A 20893-nucleotide genomic window follows, 5' to 3' on the forward strand; every position below is an offset into this window, starting at 1 on the left:
AGAGTATGACCTCGGCGCCCGATGCTTTAGAAGCGGCTTCGACTACGGCGCCGTAGCCCTCCGGGCTGTAGCCGGAAAGTTCAGGCTGCATTGCGGCAAGGAGGCGGTCGATTCCGAAGCCGTCGAGGCCGCTCGCCAGCGATCCGGCATCGGGACCGACAAGGAGTGCGGTCAGCGATCCGCCGGTGTCGGTGGCAAGTTTCCGACCTGTCGCGAGGGCTTCGAACCCGGCGGCGCGCACTCTTCCCCAACGGGATTCGACATAGACAAGGACGTTCACAGGACCTTGGCCTCCTCTCTTAGCAACTTGATCAGTTCCGGCACCGCCTCGACGCCCTTGCCAACCACCCGGCCGGGCGGTCGGGGTTGAGGGTAGGTGAGGTTGACGACATCGACCCGGGCGGGCGAATCGGCGGCCGGGACGACCGGGATCTCCTTCTTCTTGGAGAGCATGATGCCCTTGAGGGAGGCGTAGCGCGGCTCGTTCAGGCCTTTCTGAGCGGTTATCAGGGCCGGGAGCGAACACTCGCAGACTTCACTGCCGCCTTCGATCTCCCGGACGGCGGTAAGCCGTCCATCGGCTATTGAAAGTTGCACCACCGTCGAGACGTGCGGCAGGCCGAGAAAGGCAGCGACCATAGGCCCGATGGCGCCGCAGTCGTCATCGACGGCTTGCTTGCCGGCGATGATCAGGTCGTGTCCACGGCCGCGTAGCGCTTGGGCGAGGGCGCGAGCCGTGCCGAGCATGTCGAGTCCTCCGGTCGGCAGCACCTGGACGCCTTCATCGGCGCCCATTGCGATGCCGTTGCGAATCGCCTTGACGGCTTCATCGCCGCCGAGGGAGTAGAGAGTTACGCTGCCACCGGACGACTCGCGGTGGCGGAGCGCTTCTTCGATAGCGAACTCATCGTAGGGATTAAGCACGAAGTTCAGGTCCTGTGCCGCGATTCGGGGGCGGCCCGGATCGATCTTCAGCGACGCTTCGGTGTCGGGCACCAGTTTCACCAGGACGGCGATATTCAAGTGGGCTCCGCTGTTATTGAACGAACGGGGAGGTATAGGGGCGCGTCGGACCCGCGCCGGTCAATCTACGCAATATAAGCGGGCAGACCAGACTCTGCAAGGTGGAACAGGGTGAGGAGGGGCAGGACTTTAGGTTTGAGGTATTGTATTGTTTTTGAGGGCGGCTTAAAAGCCGCCCCTCAGGGCAGGATGAATCCCACCATTCAGGGCTAACGCATAAGAACAGACTTGACGGTGCGGGAGTGGGAGCCGGCCTGAAGGCGGAGGAAGTAGATGCCGGAGGGAAGTGTGAAAGTCTGAAAGTGTGAAAGTGAGAAAGTATGGCTCCCGGGGGATAGCGGTCCGTCGTGAAGACGGATGACCTCCCTCCCGTCTATCGCGTAGAGGCCGAGCCGGACGGGCAAGAGACCCCCCACTTGCGCCCTTGGAGGGCGGACATTCTTGTCCGCCCTTAGGGCGGGCAGGACTGCCCGCCCTCCAAGATCGATCATCACCATCGCCTGATCGTTAAACGGATTCGGAGCAATCGAGATCATGAGGGGATCATCATTCCGGCGAAAGCCGGAATCCAACCCAAAATCATCCACACTCAGCATTCCCACATTCACCACCCACCTCTGCACATCCTCCTCCCACTCCTCCTCGCCGACCTGCTCCCGCGCATACCCACTCACGACATATCTGCCGGTGTCAGCAAACGAAATGGACAATGTGGACAAAATGGACAAAGTATCATCCGCTTCGTCCAGTGTCCACCAGAACTCAATCGAGTCGTTGTTGGCATTGAAGGGAATTAACTCGAACGTCGCTTCCAGCCGCGGCTCGAGGGAGATTTCGGGGGTATTGGGCTCATAAGCCCGAATAACGCCCCGCACCTGAATCGCCCACTGGACGGAGTCTGCCGGCACCGGATCGACGTTCGGATCGAAGACCCTGGCTTTCAGGGCATACCCGCCCGTCCGGTCGAACGCGTAGGACCGGATTCCAATCCGGTCATCCCCTGCCACTTCCTCCCATCTCACCGCCGTCGAGTCGTAAATCATCCACTCATAGCGCAGATTCTCCAAGTCCCCAATGTAGGCGACGGAGTCGAGGGCGAAGTTGATCTCGCTGTTGCGTTGGACGGTGAGGGATAGGGTGTCGGGGGTGTGGGAAGCGATTAGTATATCACGAACGCGGACCAGCCAGCGGGCAAGGTCGCCGGGCTGCTCATCGGAGACCTGACAGGTTACCTGAAAGTCACCTGCCGTAGGAAAGTCAATCATTGCAAAAGTGTCCTGAGATACGACTTCGTCTTCGCGCCGCCATTCGTAGAATATGACATCGTCTTGCAAATCTATGGCATGGACGGCAAAGCGAACTTCATCACTAACCAAGACGTTCACATTACCGGTATCGGGTTCTGTAAAGATCATTAGCGGAGCTCTCCGCGATGGCCTTAGCTTCACCAGTAACCCCGAATAATCACTTCCCTGATCTTCTTGAGTATAGGCGTCACCTGCGATCAAAACCTCATTTTGCGGTGACAGCACTATAGACTGGAATCGTGTTTGGTCGAACCCAAATCTAAGGGTCGAACGCCACATTTCATTCCCGTTGGGTTCGGTCTTGATAACCCAGCCGGTTGCCCAAGGGTATCCCCCTTGATTCAATGGAGGAAGTTTATATCCAACAAAGATGAAACCTTCATCGACATCCCTTTGAATACACATTCCATACCATCGCTCTTCGCCGATATCATAAACACGGTTCCACGCAGGATCACCATTGGCGCCTGTGCGAAGAAGCAAAGGTCGATATATCGATCCGACATTGGATGTACCAACGAGCGCCCAGCCTCCATTAGGGCAACTAATAACATTCTGACCAAACTCATTATGCTGATCATCTCCGTAATTTTGTTCCCACACCACTTCACCTGCCTCATCGGTGCGCACGAGCCAGGCATCCCATTCCCCATCCGATTGGGAACCTGCAAGCAAAAATCCACCTTCGACTTCCCGCATCGCCTGGAATTCACAATGGCGATGATTTGCAAAAGTCTGACTCCAGATAAGTTCCCCATCGTCGCGAATAAGCATTAAGAAGGCCTGTTTGCCTGCCTGGGGTCCGTTGCGACCCCAGCCACAAACTGCCAGTTGACCTGCCTTGGTTTCGATGATGCCTTGGGCGGTGGAGAAACTGACGTCTAAGGGTTCATATTGATTCGACCATATCAATCCGCCATTGTTGCCGTCCAATCGGACAACTATAGGCCGCGTGGCTCCATTACCCGGATTGGCCCGCTGTCCTGCGGTGGCAATGTCACCACCATCAAGTTCAATCAGGGTATGAAACTCCTCATTGATTCCATCCTCACCGATTTCAACACTCCATACGCGTTGCCCGTTTGATTCCAAAGTGATGACCCACCCATTAGCGGCACCGCCACCGGGTCCTTGCGTCTTGCCGCAAAGCGAAATGCGACCATTCTGGCGTTGATAGACATCCCAAACCAGATCCGAACGTTGCACTTGATGATCCAATCTCTGCACCCAGTCAAGACGTGGTTGGCAATGCAATTCAGGAGGCTTGAATGCGATGAACGCCCCTGTCAGGCAGCTAAGAAGGAATGCCTTTCCCATATGTCTTCCTATTCGATTGCGCGGAAGCGGGGGGCGGATAGTAACCGCCCCCCGCTATTGAGACTTATTGGCCTTCAACAACCCAATTCATAGTGTTGTTGGAGCCTCCTTGCTGCTGGGAATAACTGGCGGGATTGAGTGGGGTAAGCCTCGCATCGATGAGCGCTGACCAGTTACCGCCAAACCAGTCGGGACGCTCAATAGTGGCATCGCCGAATTGATCCACTTCGGCCGAGATTGGATCCTCATCGCCGAATTGAAACCACACTAATGTGCCAACGGCGGGATTGTCACCGCCGTCTGGCTCAATATGGACAGTGTAGTTTACTACCGCCCACGCCTCCGACGGCGCGGCGAAGAGGGTGAGGGCCGCCAGCAGAACCAGCGCTGCCAGCGACAGATTCGTTCTCGGGCTCATACCATTCTCCATTCAGTTTGGATTGATAGTGTGCCCGGGCTTCTTAAGCCCGAGCCGTAGCCCGAGCCGTAGCCCGAGCCGTAGCCCGAGGCAAGGTTTTCACAAAATACGGCTGCAATAGGAAGATTTCAAGGGGTTTTGCAAGCCAGCCAAAAATAATCTGCCCGCCGATACGAGCCGAGCGTCGTCCCGCTACTGCGACACGCTCTTGCGGGAGCGGGCTTCCTCGAGGGCGGCAGTCGCGGCTTCGGCATCGCCCTCGGAGCCGTATCGTTTGAGCAGTTCGAGTGCGCTTTCGGCCATCCAGACCGCTTCCCCCGGGTTGCCCTGATAGAGCAGGAGCCGCGAGCGGACAAGGAAGATCATCCCCGTTTCGCGAATGGCCGGCGGTGAGTTGAGCAGGTCGAGGATTTTCTCGGCCTGATCGAGGATCGACTCGGCGGCTTGCGGATCGCCCTGGGTCAGTTTCACCGCGGCCAATGCCCGCCGGGTCGCCACCAGCGCCAGGAGCGGCATATCGCGTTTGACGCGGTCCGGCTCCCGCCCCAACAACTTCTTAAGTTCCTCCCGCTTCGCCAGGATGTCGCTACGCCCCTGGATCAACTTCCCCTGCTGAATCTTCTCATAAGCAGCGTTGAGGACGTCTATCGCGAACTTGACGTTGCCCTGCCGCTGAAGGTGATCGACGTGCACCTGTACAGCCGGGGTCAGGAGTTCGGGGTATTCGTCGAAGAGTTCGAGCGCGGTGTTGTAGGCAATGCGGGAGTAGGAGGTCCCGGTTGTGGCATCGCCTGCTTTGAACCAGAGGCGCGCTCCGGCGAGCAGATGCGGCACCGACTCGGCCCGACGACCGGCATTGTAGAGGTAGTAGGCGAGCGACTCGGCGGGGGCTTCGTCGGACAGCGTCGTGAGCCTGTCGGCAATCCGGTCATAGATGCGGCGCTTCTCGATAGCCGGAATCAACTCGGCGATGCCGAGCCGCAGCATCTGGTGCCCGAAGTGAAAGGTGAGGCCCCGCGCCTTTTCAATGTGCTGCAGAATGTTACGGTGTTCGAGATCTACCAGGATGTCTTCGAGCCGTTCCTGTTCGAGCGGGACGAGGCGTTCGAGCAGTCTCAAACTGAATTCACCTATCAGGAGCGAAGCGGTCCGGACCAGTTCCTGCGCCTCCGGGTCGAGTGCCTTCAAGCGCAGTTCGGCGATCTTCAGCATCAGCGGCGGCACGAGCCCGCGTTCACCTTCGACGGCGAATTCAGGCAGTCCTTCGATGCGCGGGCTCTTGATGAAGTCGGTCATCCCCTGTTGCAGGAAGCCGGCCAGTTCGATGGCATAGAGCGGAATGCCTTCGCAGAACTTGCAGAGCCGCTCGATCTCCTCAGGACGGAGGCGGGCGACTTCCTCGCTGGCGAGGAGCCTCAGCAAAGTCGAGGTCTCATCGACCGAGAGCGACGTTAGGTCGATGCGGCGTAGGCGGCCGGTGCGAGCCAGCGATACCAGTGAACTGCCGAGCGCCGACTCGGTCTGGACTTCATAGGTGCGAAAGATGCCGACCAGTAGTAGCGGACGCCGACGGCACTCCTGGGCCAGAGTGGCAAATGTCGAGAGGAGCGAGTCGTGGCCCCAATGGAGGTCGTCGAGTGCGATCAGCGTCGGGCTGATCTGGGTCAGGTTGACGATCCAGCGTCGCAGCCGATCGGTAACGCGGGCGCCCTGCCCAACCTCCTCGCCGGTTGAAAAGCGCAGGGCGGTCAGTTCCGAAAGTTCACTCTTAAGCGCAGCGGGCAGTCGGGGATGAGTCCCGAACGACTCGAAGACCTGCAGCAGCCCCTCGAAGGGCGAGAGGCTCTCGATTTCCTGGGACTCCCCGATTCCAATGAAAAAGTCGCTCGTCCGCTTAAGGAGTTCTCCAAAAAGGCGGGTCTTGCCGATGCCCATTTCGCCGGAGATAATGAGAGCGGTTCCATGGCCGGCGCGTACCTCGGCGACGATCTCGTCGAGTTCTGCCAGTTCGCGGCTGCGACCGACGAAGGGAACTCGCTCGGTCCGGTCCAGCAGCGGCGAAGGTGTGGGAATGGACTTGGGAGCAGGCTCGGAAGCCGCGTCGGACTCATCGTGAGGCTCTACTGCGGTGATGCTGGAAGGCGCCGTAGGCGCGGTCGGTGCATAGGTACGGTCGCGCAGGGCATTGCGAAGGGCTATTAGGTCGGCGCGCGGTGCGACGTCGTAGTTTTTCTTCAGGACGTCGGCATAGATGTCGAACTGCCGGAGCGCGGCCGGGGTGCGTCCCATATCGGCATAAGCGCGGATCAAGCCGGAGTGCCCGGCTTCGTTGGCAGTGTCAAAGGAGAGCAGTCGAATGAAGGTCTCTGCCGCGGCAGTTGGATCGCCGGTCGTCAAAAGATATTCACCGACTCCGGTGGACAGGTTGAGGAACGACTGGTGCAGCGATTCGCGGCGTAACGCGAGCCATTCCTCCCATTCCGGCATATTGCGCAGGGTGAAGCCATCGAGGAAATTGCCCCGGTAGTTGTCGAGGGCTTTGCGATAGATCTCGACGCCGTCCGAGAAGTCGGACGCAGCCGCAATCCGGGCAAACTCGCGGCTGTCGATATCGACGGTCAAGTCGGACGCGAGTCCGCAATGGGTGCGGGTCGTTAGCAGCGGGTCGGGACCCTCGTCGTCGGGACGCGCCGACCTACGGATGTTCCAGAGCGCAAATCGAAGGTTGTAGCGCGCTTGATCCTCCGGCGACTCACCCCAGAAAAGGGTCATGAGACGCTCGCGTGGCACCGGATCGGGATGCGAGTCGAGCAGATAGCAGAAGAGACCGAGCGACTTCTGGGTAGCGAATCCGGACAGCGGTTCGCGGCCGCGGCTGATCCGGACGCCGCCCAGAAATCGAGCGATCAGGGTATTGTTAGCCACGAGTGAACGTTAGAACGTGAACGAATTCGATGAACGACGGGCGGGGCAACCTCTCCTCAATATAATCAAGGCAGAGCGTAAGTTCAATCTGAATGCTGAGTGCAGGATGCAGAGCGGATAATGACTCACTCGGATTTGACGACTTTTTCTGACGACTTGAGGATAAAACGATTCTTAAACGTTTCTTTGGAGGATGCTTCAAACGGCGGGGTCTAACTTGATGCACGAACAGGCTGCCGGCAGTTGGAAGGTGGAGAGATTGAGGCAAGGCACGATACTTTGGATCGGCCCTTGCGAGGGGACAGCCGTTCAATCTACTTGATTTCGTTCAACACCCAAAAGTCTATCGTTCCTGTTTCCCATGCTTTATTCGCGCATCACATCGGGCCTCGACTTTTTCGACGCCTCGACCGGCGGCCTTTACGGCAATCGCACCTACTTACTGCGCGGACCGTCGCTCTCAGGACGCTCGACGGTCGCTCTGCAGTTTCTCACCGCCGGCATAGCCGAGGGCGAAAACGCGCTGATGATCTGCAGCGAGCAGATCGAGAATGTCATTCTGAAGGCCGAGAATGGCGGGCTGCCGATCTCGGACCACTTGCTCGACAACCGCTTGATCCTGATGGAGTATCCCCGCGAGATAGTAACCGGCCAAGCCTCCTATGCGACTATCGTCAAACTCCTGGGTGAGATTGAGGAGTATCTCAACTACTACCGGTGCAGCCGACTGGTGTTCGACACCTTGATCCCGCTGTTGGCGCGTTCAAGCGAACCGCACCTGATCAATTTCATTTACTCCCTGATGTCATCCATCGACGCCTTCAATGCGACGACTATGGTGGTGATCGGTGAGCCGGGGTCGCCGACGGCGATGCGGATTGCCCAACTGCTTGAAGATTCGGTCGTCGGCTCGTTCTCGATCGGCAAGATCAAATCGCGCGAAGGGACGCAGTCGGTCTTTCAAGTGCACAAACTGGTCAACCCGATCACGCCTCCAACGACGTTCAAGATCCGGTTCGACTACGGGACCGGCATTGTGCAGGACCTTGGCGACGGCGATTTGGCACTGCTGTCAGATGCGCAGCCAACCGCGCAGACCCTGGCCGAACTGCCGCTCAACATTCTCCTGCTCGACGCGGAAGAGGAATCGGTCGAGGAACTGGAGGAGATCTTCCACCGGGAGAGCCTCATCAACCGGTTCGACTCGGAGGATGAGACGCTGGCGCACCTAAGAACCATCGACTGCGACCTGCTGATCGCCAACGGCAGTCAGCCCGGAGTCAACTTTAAGCGTCTCCTGGTGCGCATCCGTGAGAAGTATCCGAAACTACCGGTCTTTTTCGTTGCTGATGGCCGGTCGAGCCGGCTCACGGCTCAGGTCATCCGGCAAAACGGAGGCGACGGGCTGTTTTTCAAACCTTTGGTCGGCAAGGAAGTGCTGGGCGCCTTCGAGAAGAGCCTTAAGCAATACGGAAAGTTGGAGCAACTGATCGAAAAGCGGAAGGTGGTCAAACGTCCGCACGACCTTCCGGAGGATATGGAGGGCTTTGGAGTCGGCGCATCGCTCAGCACTAACGGCGATGCGACGTCAGGCGTCCTCTCCATCCCGGAGTTCCGCGACGTCCTGCAGCGGCAGATTTATCGTGTCGAGCGCGAGGACTCGCTCTTCGCGCTGGTCTCATTCAAGATCATCTATATGGGGGAGTTCGGTGCGGCGCCGCATTTGCCGCAGGGCCTCGAACTGGTCCGTATGGTAGCCGGTGCGGTTTCGCTCTCGCTGCGCGGCCTCAACGACCGTGCCTGCCGGTATATGGACAAGATTGTGGTGCTGCTCGAGCATAGCGACCAGACCGGAGCGCGGGCTTTTGCCAATCGGGTGGTGAACGAACTTAAGGGCGAATTGCAGCGTCGGATGAGCCTGCAGTTGGGGCGCAACATCAACGTGATGACGGCGATTGCGGTCTATCCCGGTGACGGAAATAACGCTGCCGAACTGCTCCACGCGGTAACCGAAGTGACCCGCAATTTCGTCAAAGCGACGGCGTGAAGTTAGTGCGAAAGAGTGAAGGTGCGAGAGCGCTCGAGTGCTCGAGCGCTCCAGTGAGCGAGGGGGCGAGTGAGCGAGTGAGCGGGGTCAGGGACATTCGTCTAAAGCGCTCTCGTCTCTCGCTATTCGTTTATTGTCTCCTCCTCATCCTATGCTATACGCCATTCGCCGTCGCGGCGCCGGATCTCCTGTTGACAAAGGCGAAGACCTTGGAGAAGAACGGCGTCCTGATCGAAGCGGTTTCGACCTATAGCGAATATCTCGAGGCGCATCCCGAAGACCACGACGCCCGGATTGCGATGGCGAACCTGCAAATCCGCATCAACCGGCTCGATCTCGCCCTGCCTCACATCGACATCCTGAAGGCGAAGATACCGGGCGATCCGCGCATCGCACAACTCTCGGCGGCAGCCGACAACTACCGCCAGAAGCAGGTGCCCATTATCGAGCAGGACTACGAGTCGCGTATCCGGCGCCCTGAAGAGCCCGCTGCGACCACGCTCGAATATGCAAGGTTTCTACTCGAACAGAAGGCTCCGGCCAAAGCGATCGAAATGTATCGCCTATACCTGAAGTCGCGGCCTAACGACCACCGGGCGCGGTTCGAGTTAGCCCAGCAGTTAGCCTGGCGCAAAGACTTCGCCGGAGCCAAGCGGGAGTTGATTATCATACTCGACGCCGATCCGAAGCATGCTTCCGCCCGGGCCATGATCGGCGACCTCTATCTCTGGGAAGGCGACGAAGAGAGCGCCGTCGCCAACTATCAGGCTGCGCTGGCCATCAGACCGAGCGATGCCAAGACGCGCCGGAACCTCGAACGCATCACCAATGCTCCCTATTATCGGGAGCGAAAACTGACCCTTGCGGCCAAAGCCGCACCCTCCAGCCCGGCTTCGGTCGAATTGGCGAAGTTTCTATTCGAGCGCGGGCGCCTTTACGAAGCCGACTCGGTGCTGAGCCATCGCCTCCATGCCGAGCCGTCGGATACGACGGCGCTCGATCTGTCGGCTAAGATCAACCGTAAGAAGAAGCAACTTCAGGTCGAGCAGATTGCGCAATTGAAGGATCGCTACAGCCGCAACCCCGCCGACTCGTCGGCGCAACTGGGTCTGGCGCGCCACTATGCCGCCATGCCGGAATTTGACAAGTCGCTCGATCTCTACCAGAAGTATCTCAAGCGCTTTCCGCTCGACTATGGAGTCCGCCTCGAGCGGGCTCGCATCCTTATCTGGACCGGGCGCGAGGAGGAAGCAATCCCGGAACTACGGGCAATCGCGGCGTTCGATGCGGCGAACCGGGAGGCGCGGCTGCTGCTGGCCGAGTCGTTAATGAAGCGCGGAGAGGACTTGCTCGAAGCCGAAGGCTTGCTGGACAAGGAGATGCGCGCCAACCCACGCGATACGCGGGTGCGCATCAGTTACGCCGATGCCCTCCGGTCGTTGGGTCGCTATGAGCAAGCCCGGGAGGTCTATCTCGAGACGTTGAAGATCGACTCGACCAACCTGCGCGCCCGACAGGGGCTCGAACTGCTCGACCGCGACCTCGATCCGCTGATCCGCAACCTCGAACGGCAGTTGAAGCGCAATCCCGACGACCCGCTCCTGCGACGGCGGCTGGCGGGACTTTACTACGATGCCGGACGTTTCTTTGAAGCCGAGGATCAGGTCAATATCCTGCTTGCGGACTATCCCCGCGATCCGCAACTCCTGCAGATGCAAAAGGATATTCTCGAGGCTCGCAAGCGCTATGAGTCGGCAGCGCTGAAGGCGAAGAAGGACTCGGTCTATATTGACCCGGAGAACCTCGATCTACGGCTGCGCCTCGCGCAGATGCACGTCGATCACCGGCATACCGACGAAGCCATCGAGCAGTATCGCTACGTCTATGACCGTCGGCCTCTCGACGAGGAGACGATTCGGGCGCTCGCCGATCTTTACGCTTTGCAAAAGAACTACCGCGAAGCCGCAAACCTATATCAGAAACTGGCGGATGCGAATCCCTCGAACTTCGATCATCGGTTCAAGTCGGCCGAGGTCTGGTCCTGGGCGGGTGAGAACGAGAAGGCGCTGCAGGAATATGAACGCGCGGCGCGGATTCAGCCTAAATCGCTCGACTGCCAACTTGCCATCGCCAATCTGCATCGCTGGAGCGGCGATCCTTATTCGGCCTACGACACCTATCGCAAGGTCCTGACTATCGATCCCGATAACCCTCCGGCGCGCAAGGCGGTGCGGGAACTTAGCGGGACTTTTCTCAGGGGCGGCGACGTCGCCAATCGTCAGGTGCGGGACAGCGAACGATTCCGGATGCGGGAGTCGCTTATAAGCGCGTCGCTCAATCTCTCGCTGCGGACGCAACTGCGCGCCGGTTCGGGAAGTATCGTCTTCGAACAGACCGATCCGACAGGGCAGTATAACTACCTTGAGCGCAGTTGGTTTATGCACGGGACGGTTTCGCACCGCTACGACCCTTTAACTTCGATGGCGTTGGGTATGCGATTCTACACCTTCGCCGAAAGGAATGCACCGGCATTCCGGGCTGAGATAAGACACAACTTCGAGGATGTTCCCGATCTGATCGGGCTTGACGCGACGCTCTACTATACCCACCAGGATGCGATCCACGACCTCGCCGCGACGCATTCGCTCGAAACCCTGCGGCGGGAGTGGGAGACCGAGCGGGTGGCTCTCGTTGGAACCTACAACTTCAGCGAAAAGTGGTTCTTCACCGGCGAAGCCGGGTTCATCTCGATTTCCGATGGCAATAACCGCTCCGACAGTCGCATCGAAGCCCTTTACCGCTTCGGCCGATCGCTTAACGTCGGGGCGCGCTATGAAGGCGTGGCAGCCGGACGCGGCGCAACCGAGTATTGGGCTCCATCGAGTTACTCTGCGGTCGGGGCACTGGCGCAGTTGGCGGTAACCGGGGTGCGGCTCGACTACTATGTAACCGGCAGTTTCGGCAAGGTGCTGGTGAGCAACAGTCCGCAGCGGTCGCTCATTGTGAAACTGCTCTACCGCTTCGGCGGGCACGTCGTCGCCGAGTTGAACTACTCGAACAGTCTGACGACGCGGGTTGACGGCTATTATCGTTACAGCGGCTTGACGCTGGCGGCGGGGGTGACGTTCTGAATTTAGAATTTAGAGTTAAGAATGCTGAAGATAGAAGGGCACGATCCTTTGGATCGGCCCCTGCTTGCAAACCTCAGGGACTTGAGATAGAATGAAGAACGACGATTGGAATTGGATACGGGAGACTGAAGAGGCTTCTCCGCAGCCGCCGCCGGACCGCCCGTCCAAGGCTCGAAAGCGGGGGGGGAGCAACTGGCGCGGCGAATGGGCTTGGGCTGCCAAGGAGGACAAGGAACTGGCGCCGCTGGTGGTGGTCAACGTTGGCGAAAGCCAGAATCCCGACGGCGGCGGAATCGGGCCGGTTCAAATCACCGTCAACCCCTTTTCCAAAGTCGAGGAAGAGGAGGACGAGGTCTATGATGACTGGGAGGAAATCGCTCACACCCAGACTCATAAGACTTTTAGCGGCTGGGGCTACGGCTTCATTATGGTGATCCTGCTGCTGATCTACGGCTCGATCACGGTCTTCACCTACACCTTCCTCCTGTCGGGGAATATGTCGGTGCCGAATGTGATCGTCAACGTCTCGATTGTCGCACTGCTGCTCTTTCTGGTTGTCCTGATCGTTCGTTATATGGTGCTGATCTTTCTTTCGTTCCTGCAGCATAGTCAGGCACGGCTGGCGCAGTTCGACGACTCTTATCTGCAGATGAAAGCGTCGATCCTGGTGCCGGCGTTCAATGAAGGGAAGGTGATCGAGCAGTCGATCCGTTCGCTCCTGCAACTCGACTATCCGAACTACGAGATCATCGTCATCGACGACGGCTCAACCGACGATACGCTTCGCCGGGCAAGAACCATGGAAGGGCGTCGCGGTAACGTCCGGGTGCGAGTCCTAACCCAGCGCAACGCTGGCAAGGCTGCTGCGCTCAACCACGGCTTGCGCGTTGCCACCGGGGACGTCATCGTCTGTATGGACAGTGACAGCAAGTTGTCACGCGATACGCTTCGGACCGGGATGCGATATTTCATAGATCCGACTATTGGAGCCGTTGCCGGCAATGTGAAGGTCTTCAACCGCACCAATCTATTGACGCGGCTGCAAGCGCTGGAATATATTGAAGGTTTGAATCTTGTGCGCCGGGCGCAAGCCTATTTGCGCGCCGTCAACATCGTTCCCGGCCCAATCGGGCTCTTCCGACGGACGGTGCTTTACGAAGTGGGGGGCTGGGACAGCGACACCTACGCCGAAGACTGCGACCTGACGCTGAAGATCCTCACCACCGGCTACGGCATCGAATACGAGCCGGACGCGATCAGTTACACCGAAGCGCCAGAAAAATGGATGTATCTCTTGAAGCAGAGATATCGCTGGACGCGCGGAATCCTGCAGTCGATGCGCAAACACAAGCGGTTTCTCTATACACCGGGAGCCGGATGGCGGGTCATGGTGACGATGTGGCAGATGATCTTCGAGGGCATTCTCTGGCCGCTCATGAACGTCCTGGCGCAGGCGCTCTTCCTCTTCGTTGCGCTCCTCTTCGGGATGTCGCACCTGATCGTCCTCTGGTGGGTCCAGTTGACGATGCTCGACACCATTGCCGCGCTTCACGCCATCGCCATCGAAAAGGAGAAACTGTCGCTCGCCCCCCTCGCCTTCATTTACCGCGTCTTTTTCATTCAGATGATCGACGTGGCGAAATTGATCGCGACGATCGAAGAACTGATCGGTTTCAAAATGAGTTGGGGCAAACTGGAACGACAGGGGAGGATTTAGGAATGAAGAATGTAGAATGCAGAATGTCAACCCGTTCAAGGCGAAGCTCTTTATCTTCGTAAGCCTGATAAAGGCAGGCGGTTCCAACTTGAACCAAGAACAAGGCCGAAGTTCGCACACTCGCTTACTTGCTAACTCGCTCACTTGCAAACTTAAATGAACGTTATTCCGATTCTATCGACGGTGATCCTGGTCGCGACGATCGCGACCTTCATCGTGGCTATCACCTCGTATCTGATTTTCCGCATCAAGGAAAAGCGCCGGCTTGCCTCCATGGCGCCGGCAGTCTCCGTCGAAGAGATGGAACGCCGGCTGCGCGAAGAGGCTGAACGTGAAGAACACGCCAAGAGCGGCGGAGGAAGCGTGGCTGGAGGATCGGGGCAGGTGGTGATCAACGTCGGTTCAACGCAGCCGGCGCCTCCGCGCGAAGTGGAGCGGCAGCTCATCACGCCCATCCCGATTGCTATGCCCATGCCTTATCCGGTAATGACGCCTCCGGCAATGATGCCGGGTTATAATCCGGCACCGGCCTATCCGCAACCTGTGGCGCTCCCGACGGTGATGCAGCCTCCGCCTGCCGAGACACCTGCACCGCCGGCCTCCCCGCCTCCGGCCTTGACTTCTCCGCAGCCGGTTGCCGCAATGCCGTCCGGAACTTTGACTCCTCCGTCACCTTCTCAGGTGGACGAAACGGCAGCGCCTCAACGGGAGGCTTCGACCGGCGCCGGGCGGTCGCTCAGCACAGCGCAATCGGTCTTCATGAAGACCTTTGAGGGCGCATCCGCGGACGATGCCGCCGAGGACGACGAATCGGAGGAGCCGCGCGGCCACTTGCGCCGGTTCACACCGGGTGATCCGGGCAGCAGCCCGTCATCGATCCGCTCCGGAGGCCGCTCGGATTGGAAGTAACTTCCCGATGACCATTAGTATCCGGTCGCAAATCGCAGCCGGAACCTGCATCCTTCTTACCACCGGCTTCCTCGAACAACTTCCTGCCGCCCGGGTTCTGGTCGTCGAACCGCGAGCAACAGCGCACAGCCTCGACATTCCCGAAGCCGACTCTGCAGCAGCCACCTGGGTTCGCGTCTGGCTCGCGGCATTGCGCGACCGAAGTCTGGGCGATATCAATATCACAGTTTCGTCGGAGCGAGGCCTTCAGGGATCGTTGCAAGCCGATTTGATTCTGCTCATCGATGCTGTCTGTCTGGCCGACGAGGAGTTAGCCGCAATCGCAGACCATCTGGATCGGGGCGGTAGTCTTCTCGCAGTCGGCGCTGTAGGACTTAGGCGAAAGGACGGCACATGGCGCAACTATGACTTTCTCAACCGGCTGACGGGAGGTTCGGCGGCGGTTAGCGCCCGTCTCACAAGTTCCGTAGTCGTCCTGCAACTTAGGTCCGGAACGCCGCTTACAGCCGGGCTTCCGCCGGCTTATCGCCTAACTCTGACACTTCACGATACGGCTCACTTTGTCACCCTGACGGAGCGGATCGAGACTGCACCGGAGGTTCGTCCCGTTGGCGCGCTGGGAGCCGGGTATTGGGACGACCGGGTCTATCATCCTCGACCTCCATCTGAACGGGAGCGTGAGACAGCGCTTATCTACCGCGAATTGCCGAACGGCTCGAGGCTGGTCTGGCTCGGACTAAATCCGCTCGGCATCCATTACGACGGCGAAAATTACGCGGAGTGGGAGCAACTCGCGACGAATGTCCTGCGCTACCTGCTCGGCGGGGATGCAGTCGAAGTTGCCGTCTGGCCGGGAGGACGTTCCGGAGCGCTGGTTCTCGAGGGCGTCGTGGGGGAGGCCTTTGCTGCGGTTCCATTGCTGATCCCACTTCTTAAGCGGCATAATCTTCCGGCGACGTTTCACTTCGATGATCGGGGTGGGAGTCGGTCGCAAGCGGATGCGCTCCGGCAGGTCCGCGAAGCGACCTATGAAGTCGCCGTAACCGGCGACGGCAGCGAAGGCAGCACTTTGCTCGGGCAACCGATAGAGAATCTGACCGCGGAAGACTTGCAAAGGGAGTTCAATCTCGCCGATCCAGTCCGGAAAGCCGACGCCCTGTTGGCGGATGTCCAGGAGATGAGAGCCCTCGGCGGGCTTTATAGACTTCTGATCGATCCGGCGGAGGCAGCGACCGGAGCCGGTCGGGCGATGCTCGAGCGACTTTTCGACGCACTGGCGCGCGACCCGACGCTCTGGATTGCACCGGCGGGTGAGGTTGCCCGATGGCTCGACCGGCGGGAGAATTTACCAGTTGTCCGGCCAGAGGGTCAGGACCGGCTCGCTTACGGCGTGGAAAACCGCTCGGCAATGTCGTCCGGTCGGTTCACCCTGGCGGTCAGTCCGCCGGCTGGCATCGACCCTTCGACGATCCGGCCCGACAAACTCTCCCACAACTGCCTCTATGACATCCGGGGCGGGAGGTTCCTGCTCGAAGTGCCGTCCCTTGAACCGGGGGCGGTCTTCACCGCGACGCTTGAAGCCGGTAAGGCGCCTCCGATGACGGCAAAGAAGAAGAGCCTTCTGCTCTATTCAGTGCAGGCATTACTGCTATTGGTCGGGCTCTTTATGCTCTGGGTCTTCTACTACCTGATCTTTGCACGACGGCGGACAGCGGATATTCGGATTCCCGATGTTCCAAGGGCATCGACCGGTTATGAACCGGTGAAGGAGCAGGACTATTCGCCGATACGTCAGGTGGCAACGACCGATCGCGCGTCCGATTATGAGCGACTCACTCAGCCGGCACCGATCGGCTGGCCACCATCGTCGCAGGTTACTCCGACGGAAATCGGGTTGACCAGCCCGAAAGCCGTGCCTCCCTCCTCGATCAATCCGGCGGCGCCGCGGTTCTTCCTGGATGGTATAGATGTCCTTCCCCGACCGGAGCCGACGCCGGAATTACCGATGGACGCTTCCCTGCCGCAAAGGGAAGTGACAGGTGCCGACGGTGAGATTGAGGACGTTCTCCCTTTTGAACCGGGTTTGACCATCTATCCTCCTCGCAGGCATCCGGAGTCGTTCTTTCCAGACCTACCTCAAGGACCGGCACCCGATTCCCGTCGTAAGGTGCCGTCCCGCACGTCGCTCGATCTAATCCGCCGGGAGCGCGATGCCGCCTCCGGCAATTCGGGGGATTGGGAATAGTGGCTCCCGATCCTCACGGGATGCCGCCCGACGCACCGAAGGATCCGGGCGATTGGCGTTTGCGCGTAAAACTGCTGACGCGAAAGACCTGGTTCTTTATTTTTCAAGTTGTTACGTTTTCCATCCTGATGGTCGCTTTCGGACTCTGGGGATATTTCCAGATCATGAAGCAGGTCATCGGGAATATCAGTTTTTTCAACTTCAAGAAAGCGGTCGTTTCGATCTACGGTCCGCCCAAGGTGCTGCTGATCGAACCGCGCCGGACGGCCGAATTTCTGCGCCCGGATACCGCGATCCACGACACAACCTGGCCTTATAGATCGCGTGGCGATGACTGGCCCTTTGCCGATACGCTTTGGTATGCCAAGGAGATGACCCGGCGGCCGGTGGCGGACATCGAGGTTTGGCGTTTCATTGGGTCCTATACCCAAAAGAAGTCGGTCTTGATCGAATACTGGGAAGACCTGCTCTTCACTCGGGCGATCACCTATGAACTTGCCGACGAGAGCGCTCTGACTAACCTCTCCGGCAATTTCGACGTGGTGTTGCTGCCGTCTGCGCTGCTGCTATCGCGTGAAGAGCGGACGGCGCTGAAGGACTTTTTGGCGCAGGGCGGAAACCTGCTGATGTGCTGGTCCACCGGGTGCCGTTGGGAGACGGGCGAATGGGCTGGATTCGACTTTTTGTCGCAGGTTGTCGGCGGCACTGTCGGCGAGACGGTTTCCGACCCCTCGGGATCGAGCGGGTTCATTCTGCGCGGCACAAGTCCACTTACGGCGATGATTGCGCCCGGAACGCACCTCGACTGTTTTATCTACGACGGTTACGTCTGCCTCGATGTGATTGAGTCCCGCACCTCAGTCGATGCCTTTCGGTTCGCGCCTTACTGGAAGCAGGGATCGACAGCGGCGGCGATGAAGCAGGCTATTGTGGTGCACGGTAACTACCTAAAAGGGCGGTTCGTCTGGATGGCCTTTTCCCCCGGAGCGGTGCAGGAGCAGAAGGACAACCTCGACGTCCTCAAGCAACTGACGAGCAACAGCCTCGACTGGCTGATGGGTAAGCCGATCATTGCGCCGCAGGTCTGGCCGGAGGGTTATCGAGCCGGAGGCGCGGTGGTGGTCGATCTCGATGGCGAGGCGGAGCAGATCCGGCAGGTAACGGATCGCCTCACTGCCGATGGAGTTAGCGTCGATCTGATGATCGATCCGGGGCGGCTGCAAGGTGGGACTGGGTTTGGCAATCTACCGACGACAGGCACGGGGTTGAAGTTTGCTTCCGGAGGGCCGACCGATGAGATGGACGCCAAGGGCTTTCACCGTTGGGCTGAGCAGAATCTGAGCCGGGTTGAGCAACTTACCGGCAAGCGGCCGGAAGTGCTCCATCCGTCGAACTGGCATCCAACCGATGCGATCCTGAGGGGTGCGCTGAAGAGCGAACTGCGCGTATTTCTGGCTTGTGACGACCCTCGATTCTATGGGCCGCGTTACCGCGATATGCGGCCCTTCGGCTGGTGGCTCCTATCGCGTGAGCAGCCGGTGGCGCTGATGGCCAAGAGTGCGCTATCACTGGACGAGTGGCGTTTTGCAGCCGGACGCAACGGCGCACTGCAGCCAACCTTTGGGCCGTTTGCCGATCTGGCGCGCATTCGCTATGCCGGGGGGGTGCACATTGCGCTCATGGATGCCGGAACATTGGTCGAACTTAATGCTGTCGATCTTCCTGGCCGGGTGGCTATGCGGATGGATTCGAGCGGCTTCTATCGGGCGTCGGTTAAGACCCTGGCCGAGCGGTTTGCAGCGGCCCAGTCTATCCGCGTCCGGACGACGCTCATTACCGCTCTTAGGGCGCGCATCGACCTCTCCAACGTCGGTCGTTGGAAGTTCGAAGACGCCGTCTTCGATGCCTGGATACCGGGACAGTTCGACCGCGTCGATGTAACCGCGCAGCGGGTTGGAGCAAATCCCCGCAATGTTGAGTGGGACGTCGATCGCGGCCGGTGCCGGTTCACTGTTCCGAAACTGTCACCCGGCGAGAACTTCACCCTCTTCATAGATATGATAAATTACGAGGATCAACCACCGGCGGAGCCGACGGAGGAATGAACCGTCACGTCATCCGCTCCAGCCCCGGTCTGGCGTCGGTTGCCTGGCTTATGCTTGCGGCAGGCTGCGAAGTCGAGAGCATCGATCCGGCGAATTTGAACCGCGCACCGGAGATACGGAGTCTCGTTGTGAGCCCCGACGATACGCTCGTAGTGGGGTCGTCGGTCACGATCTCGGCTACCGTGGTCGATCTCGAAAACGACTCGCTTGAATATGCCTGGTTTCGCAGCCGCGGCGAGTTTCTCGATTCGATCACCAGTCAAACCAAGCGCGTGCGCTGGACATCGGATGAAGAAGGCACTGCGGTGATCGAAATCCGTGTCAAAGACCTGTTTCATGAGGTTTCAGCATCGGTGGAAGTTACTATGATGCCGCAGGGCGCGCTTCCCAATCCGCCGGTGATTACGGCGCTTCGATTGTCGCGGGATCGCCTGCTGCGCGGTGACACCTTGCAGGCATTCTGCGAAGCGGTGGACTTCGATACCCCGGCGGTGCAGTTATCGATAGCCTGGCGATCCTCAGCGGGGACCTACCTTGAAAACAACCGCTTCGGAGTCCGATGGGTAGCGCCGAGCCGTATTGGTGAAGTCTGGCTGGTGGCGACGGTGAGTGACGAGCGCTACAGCGTCTCTGACAGCGCCAAAGCCTCGGTAATGGCCGATACGCTCGTCTATCTTGCCAACGACTTCGGATCGCGGGAGTCGGTGGAGGGCTGGACCTTCGGCGGGATGCTTGCGGGACTCGGGGCGATGCCGGGCGGTCATTCGCTGGCTTGGGATTCCTTGGGTGGCAAACTCCGCATTACCGGTCGGAGCGATTACTCAACCTTTGCCTACAAGTTCGACGACGGGAGGTTCGAGGAAGGAGCCTACTCGATACTGGTTCAGCCGACCGATCTGCAGTTTGGGCGTGCCGCCTTCCTGCCAGAGTACCGGGACAGCGCAAACTACGTGATGGTGGGGGTAAACTATTTCCAGCAGTCTTACCACGTCCTTAGTTGCCGCGATGGGGCAATAGCCTATCTGGCCGAGGGCTGGCGGCCCTTTTCAGCGGGCGTCGATCTACGGCTTGAATGGCGCCGGGCAGGTCAAACGGCGTCGGCGGGAATCGGCGGGGAGAACGTCTGGAGCGGCACGCCGCCGGAATGGAGCGGCGCGACAACTGTCGGAGTGGCGGTTTATGGACTGCGCGACTCGGGTGCGTTGCTTTTCGACAACCTTCGGGTCGGGAGTGAGTGATGAGGAGTGGTTCAGGAAGAGCCCGTCGCTTGCGCGGCGGGCTTTCGTTTATCCAGTCATCTCAGCCACCTCACGGCGGACAAAACTCTTCAACTGACCGGCATCGAACGGCTTGTTGAGGAACTCCGCAGCCCCCAATTCAACTGCTTCCTTGACTACGCCGAGGTCATGCCAGCCGCTCACCATGACGACCTTTACTGAAGAGTCGAGTTTTCGGATTTGCCGAAGTGTCTCAAGGCCGCTCATTTCGGGCATAATGACATCGAGCAGGACGATGTGCGGTTGAAAAAGCGGCATCACACCGAGCGCGACCGGACCGCTTTCAGCCGCCTGAACGTCGCAGCCATCACTGATAAGGACGCTCGAAATCAGATCCCGAAAGCCCTCATCGTCGTCAACCACGAGGACCCGAGGGGTAACGGTCATCTATTGCTCTTGTCGGAGATTTGCGAAGAGGTGGATGTCGATCGGCAATGCCGCGCGACGGACATACCTTAGTACGAAATACGCA

The 20893-nt window shown here is 59.1% G+C and carries 13 protein-coding genes; 7 read left to right on the forward strand and 6 right to left on the reverse strand.

What is annotated here, in order from left to right:
• The 5 genes from FJY67_04440 to FJY67_04460 all read right to left on the reverse strand — a co-directional run.
• The coding region (locus FJY67_04440; protein ID MBM3328711.1) for a hypothetical protein at positions 1 to 526 on the reverse strand (526 nt) is incomplete at its 3' end.
• A complete protein-coding gene (locus FJY67_04445) occupies positions 277 to 1059 on the reverse strand; it encodes an electron transfer flavoprotein subunit beta/FixA family protein (GenBank protein ID MBM3328712.1) in 783 nt (260 codons plus the stop codon). The genes FJY67_04445 and FJY67_04440, both read right to left, overlap by 250 nt.
• 173 nt (positions 1060 to 1232) lie before the next feature.
• Positions 1233 to 3536, reverse strand: coding sequence for a hypothetical protein (locus tag FJY67_04450; GenBank protein MBM3328713.1), 2304 nt, complete (start codon positions 3534 to 3536; stop codon positions 1233 to 1235).
• Positions 3537 to 3711: 175 nt separating this feature from the next.
• Positions 3712 to 4065 carry a hypothetical protein gene (locus FJY67_04455; protein ID MBM3328714.1) on the reverse strand — a complete coding sequence of 118 codons (354 nt, stop codon included), beginning with the start codon at positions 4063 to 4065 and terminating at the stop codon, positions 3712 to 3714.
• A gap of 192 nt (positions 4066 to 4257) precedes the next feature.
• The gene (locus FJY67_04460) at positions 4258 to 6990 is read right to left on the reverse strand and encodes a hypothetical protein (protein ID MBM3328715.1); all 2733 of its coding nucleotides are present in this window, start codon (positions 6988 to 6990) and stop codon (positions 4258 to 4260) included.
• A 361-nt stretch (positions 6991 to 7351) separates the two neighbouring features.
• Here FJY67_04460 and FJY67_04465 point away from each other — a divergent pair, with 361 nt between their 5' ends.
• From FJY67_04465 to FJY67_04495, 7 genes are all read left to right on the forward strand, one after another.
• Positions 7352 to 9037 carry a response regulator gene (locus FJY67_04465; protein MBM3328716.1) on the forward strand — a complete coding sequence of 562 codons (1686 nt, stop codon included), beginning with the start codon at positions 7352 to 7354 and terminating at the stop codon, positions 9035 to 9037.
• The gene (locus FJY67_04470; GenBank protein MBM3328717.1) at positions 9034 to 12168 is read left to right on the forward strand and encodes a tetratricopeptide repeat protein; all 3135 of its coding nucleotides are present in this window, start codon (positions 9034 to 9036) and stop codon (positions 12166 to 12168) included. Before FJY67_04465 ends, FJY67_04470 begins: the two co-directional genes overlap by 4 nt.
• 496 nt (positions 12169 to 12664) lie before the next feature.
• Positions 12665 to 13885, forward strand: coding sequence for a glycosyltransferase family 2 protein (locus FJY67_04475; protein MBM3328718.1), 1221 nt, complete (start codon positions 12665 to 12667; stop codon positions 13883 to 13885).
• Between the two features lie 156 nt (positions 13886 to 14041).
• Entirely contained in the window at positions 14042 to 14794 is a 753-nt protein-coding gene (locus tag FJY67_04480) for a hypothetical protein (protein ID MBM3328719.1), read from the forward strand.
• Between the two features lie 7 nt (positions 14795 to 14801).
• Positions 14802 to 17039, forward strand: coding sequence for a hypothetical protein (locus FJY67_04485; protein MBM3328720.1), 2238 nt, complete (start codon positions 14802 to 14804; stop codon positions 17037 to 17039).
• Positions 17039 to 19144: a hypothetical protein gene (locus tag FJY67_04490; protein MBM3328721.1), complete on the forward strand. Its 2106-nt coding sequence runs from the start codon at positions 17039 to 17041 to the stop codon at positions 19142 to 19144. The genes FJY67_04485 and FJY67_04490 overlap by 1 nt, the downstream gene beginning before the upstream one ends.
• Positions 19141 to 20382 carry a hypothetical protein gene (locus FJY67_04495; GenBank protein MBM3328722.1) on the forward strand — a complete coding sequence of 414 codons (1242 nt, stop codon included), beginning with the start codon at positions 19141 to 19143 and terminating at the stop codon, positions 20380 to 20382. Before FJY67_04490 ends, FJY67_04495 begins: the two co-directional genes overlap by 4 nt.
• Positions 20383 to 20430: 48 nt before the next feature.
• On the opposite strand, the gene FJY67_04500 is transcribed toward FJY67_04495, so the two are convergent.
• Positions 20431 to 20808: a response regulator gene (locus tag FJY67_04500; protein MBM3328723.1), complete on the reverse strand. Its 378-nt coding sequence runs from the start codon at positions 20806 to 20808 to the stop codon at positions 20431 to 20433.
• Between the last annotated feature and the right edge of the window lie 85 nt (positions 20809 to 20893).

Source organism: Calditrichota bacterium, from assembly GCA_016867835.1.
GTDB lineage: Bacteria > Electryoneota > AABM5-125-24 > Hatepunaeales > Hatepunaeaceae > VGIQ01.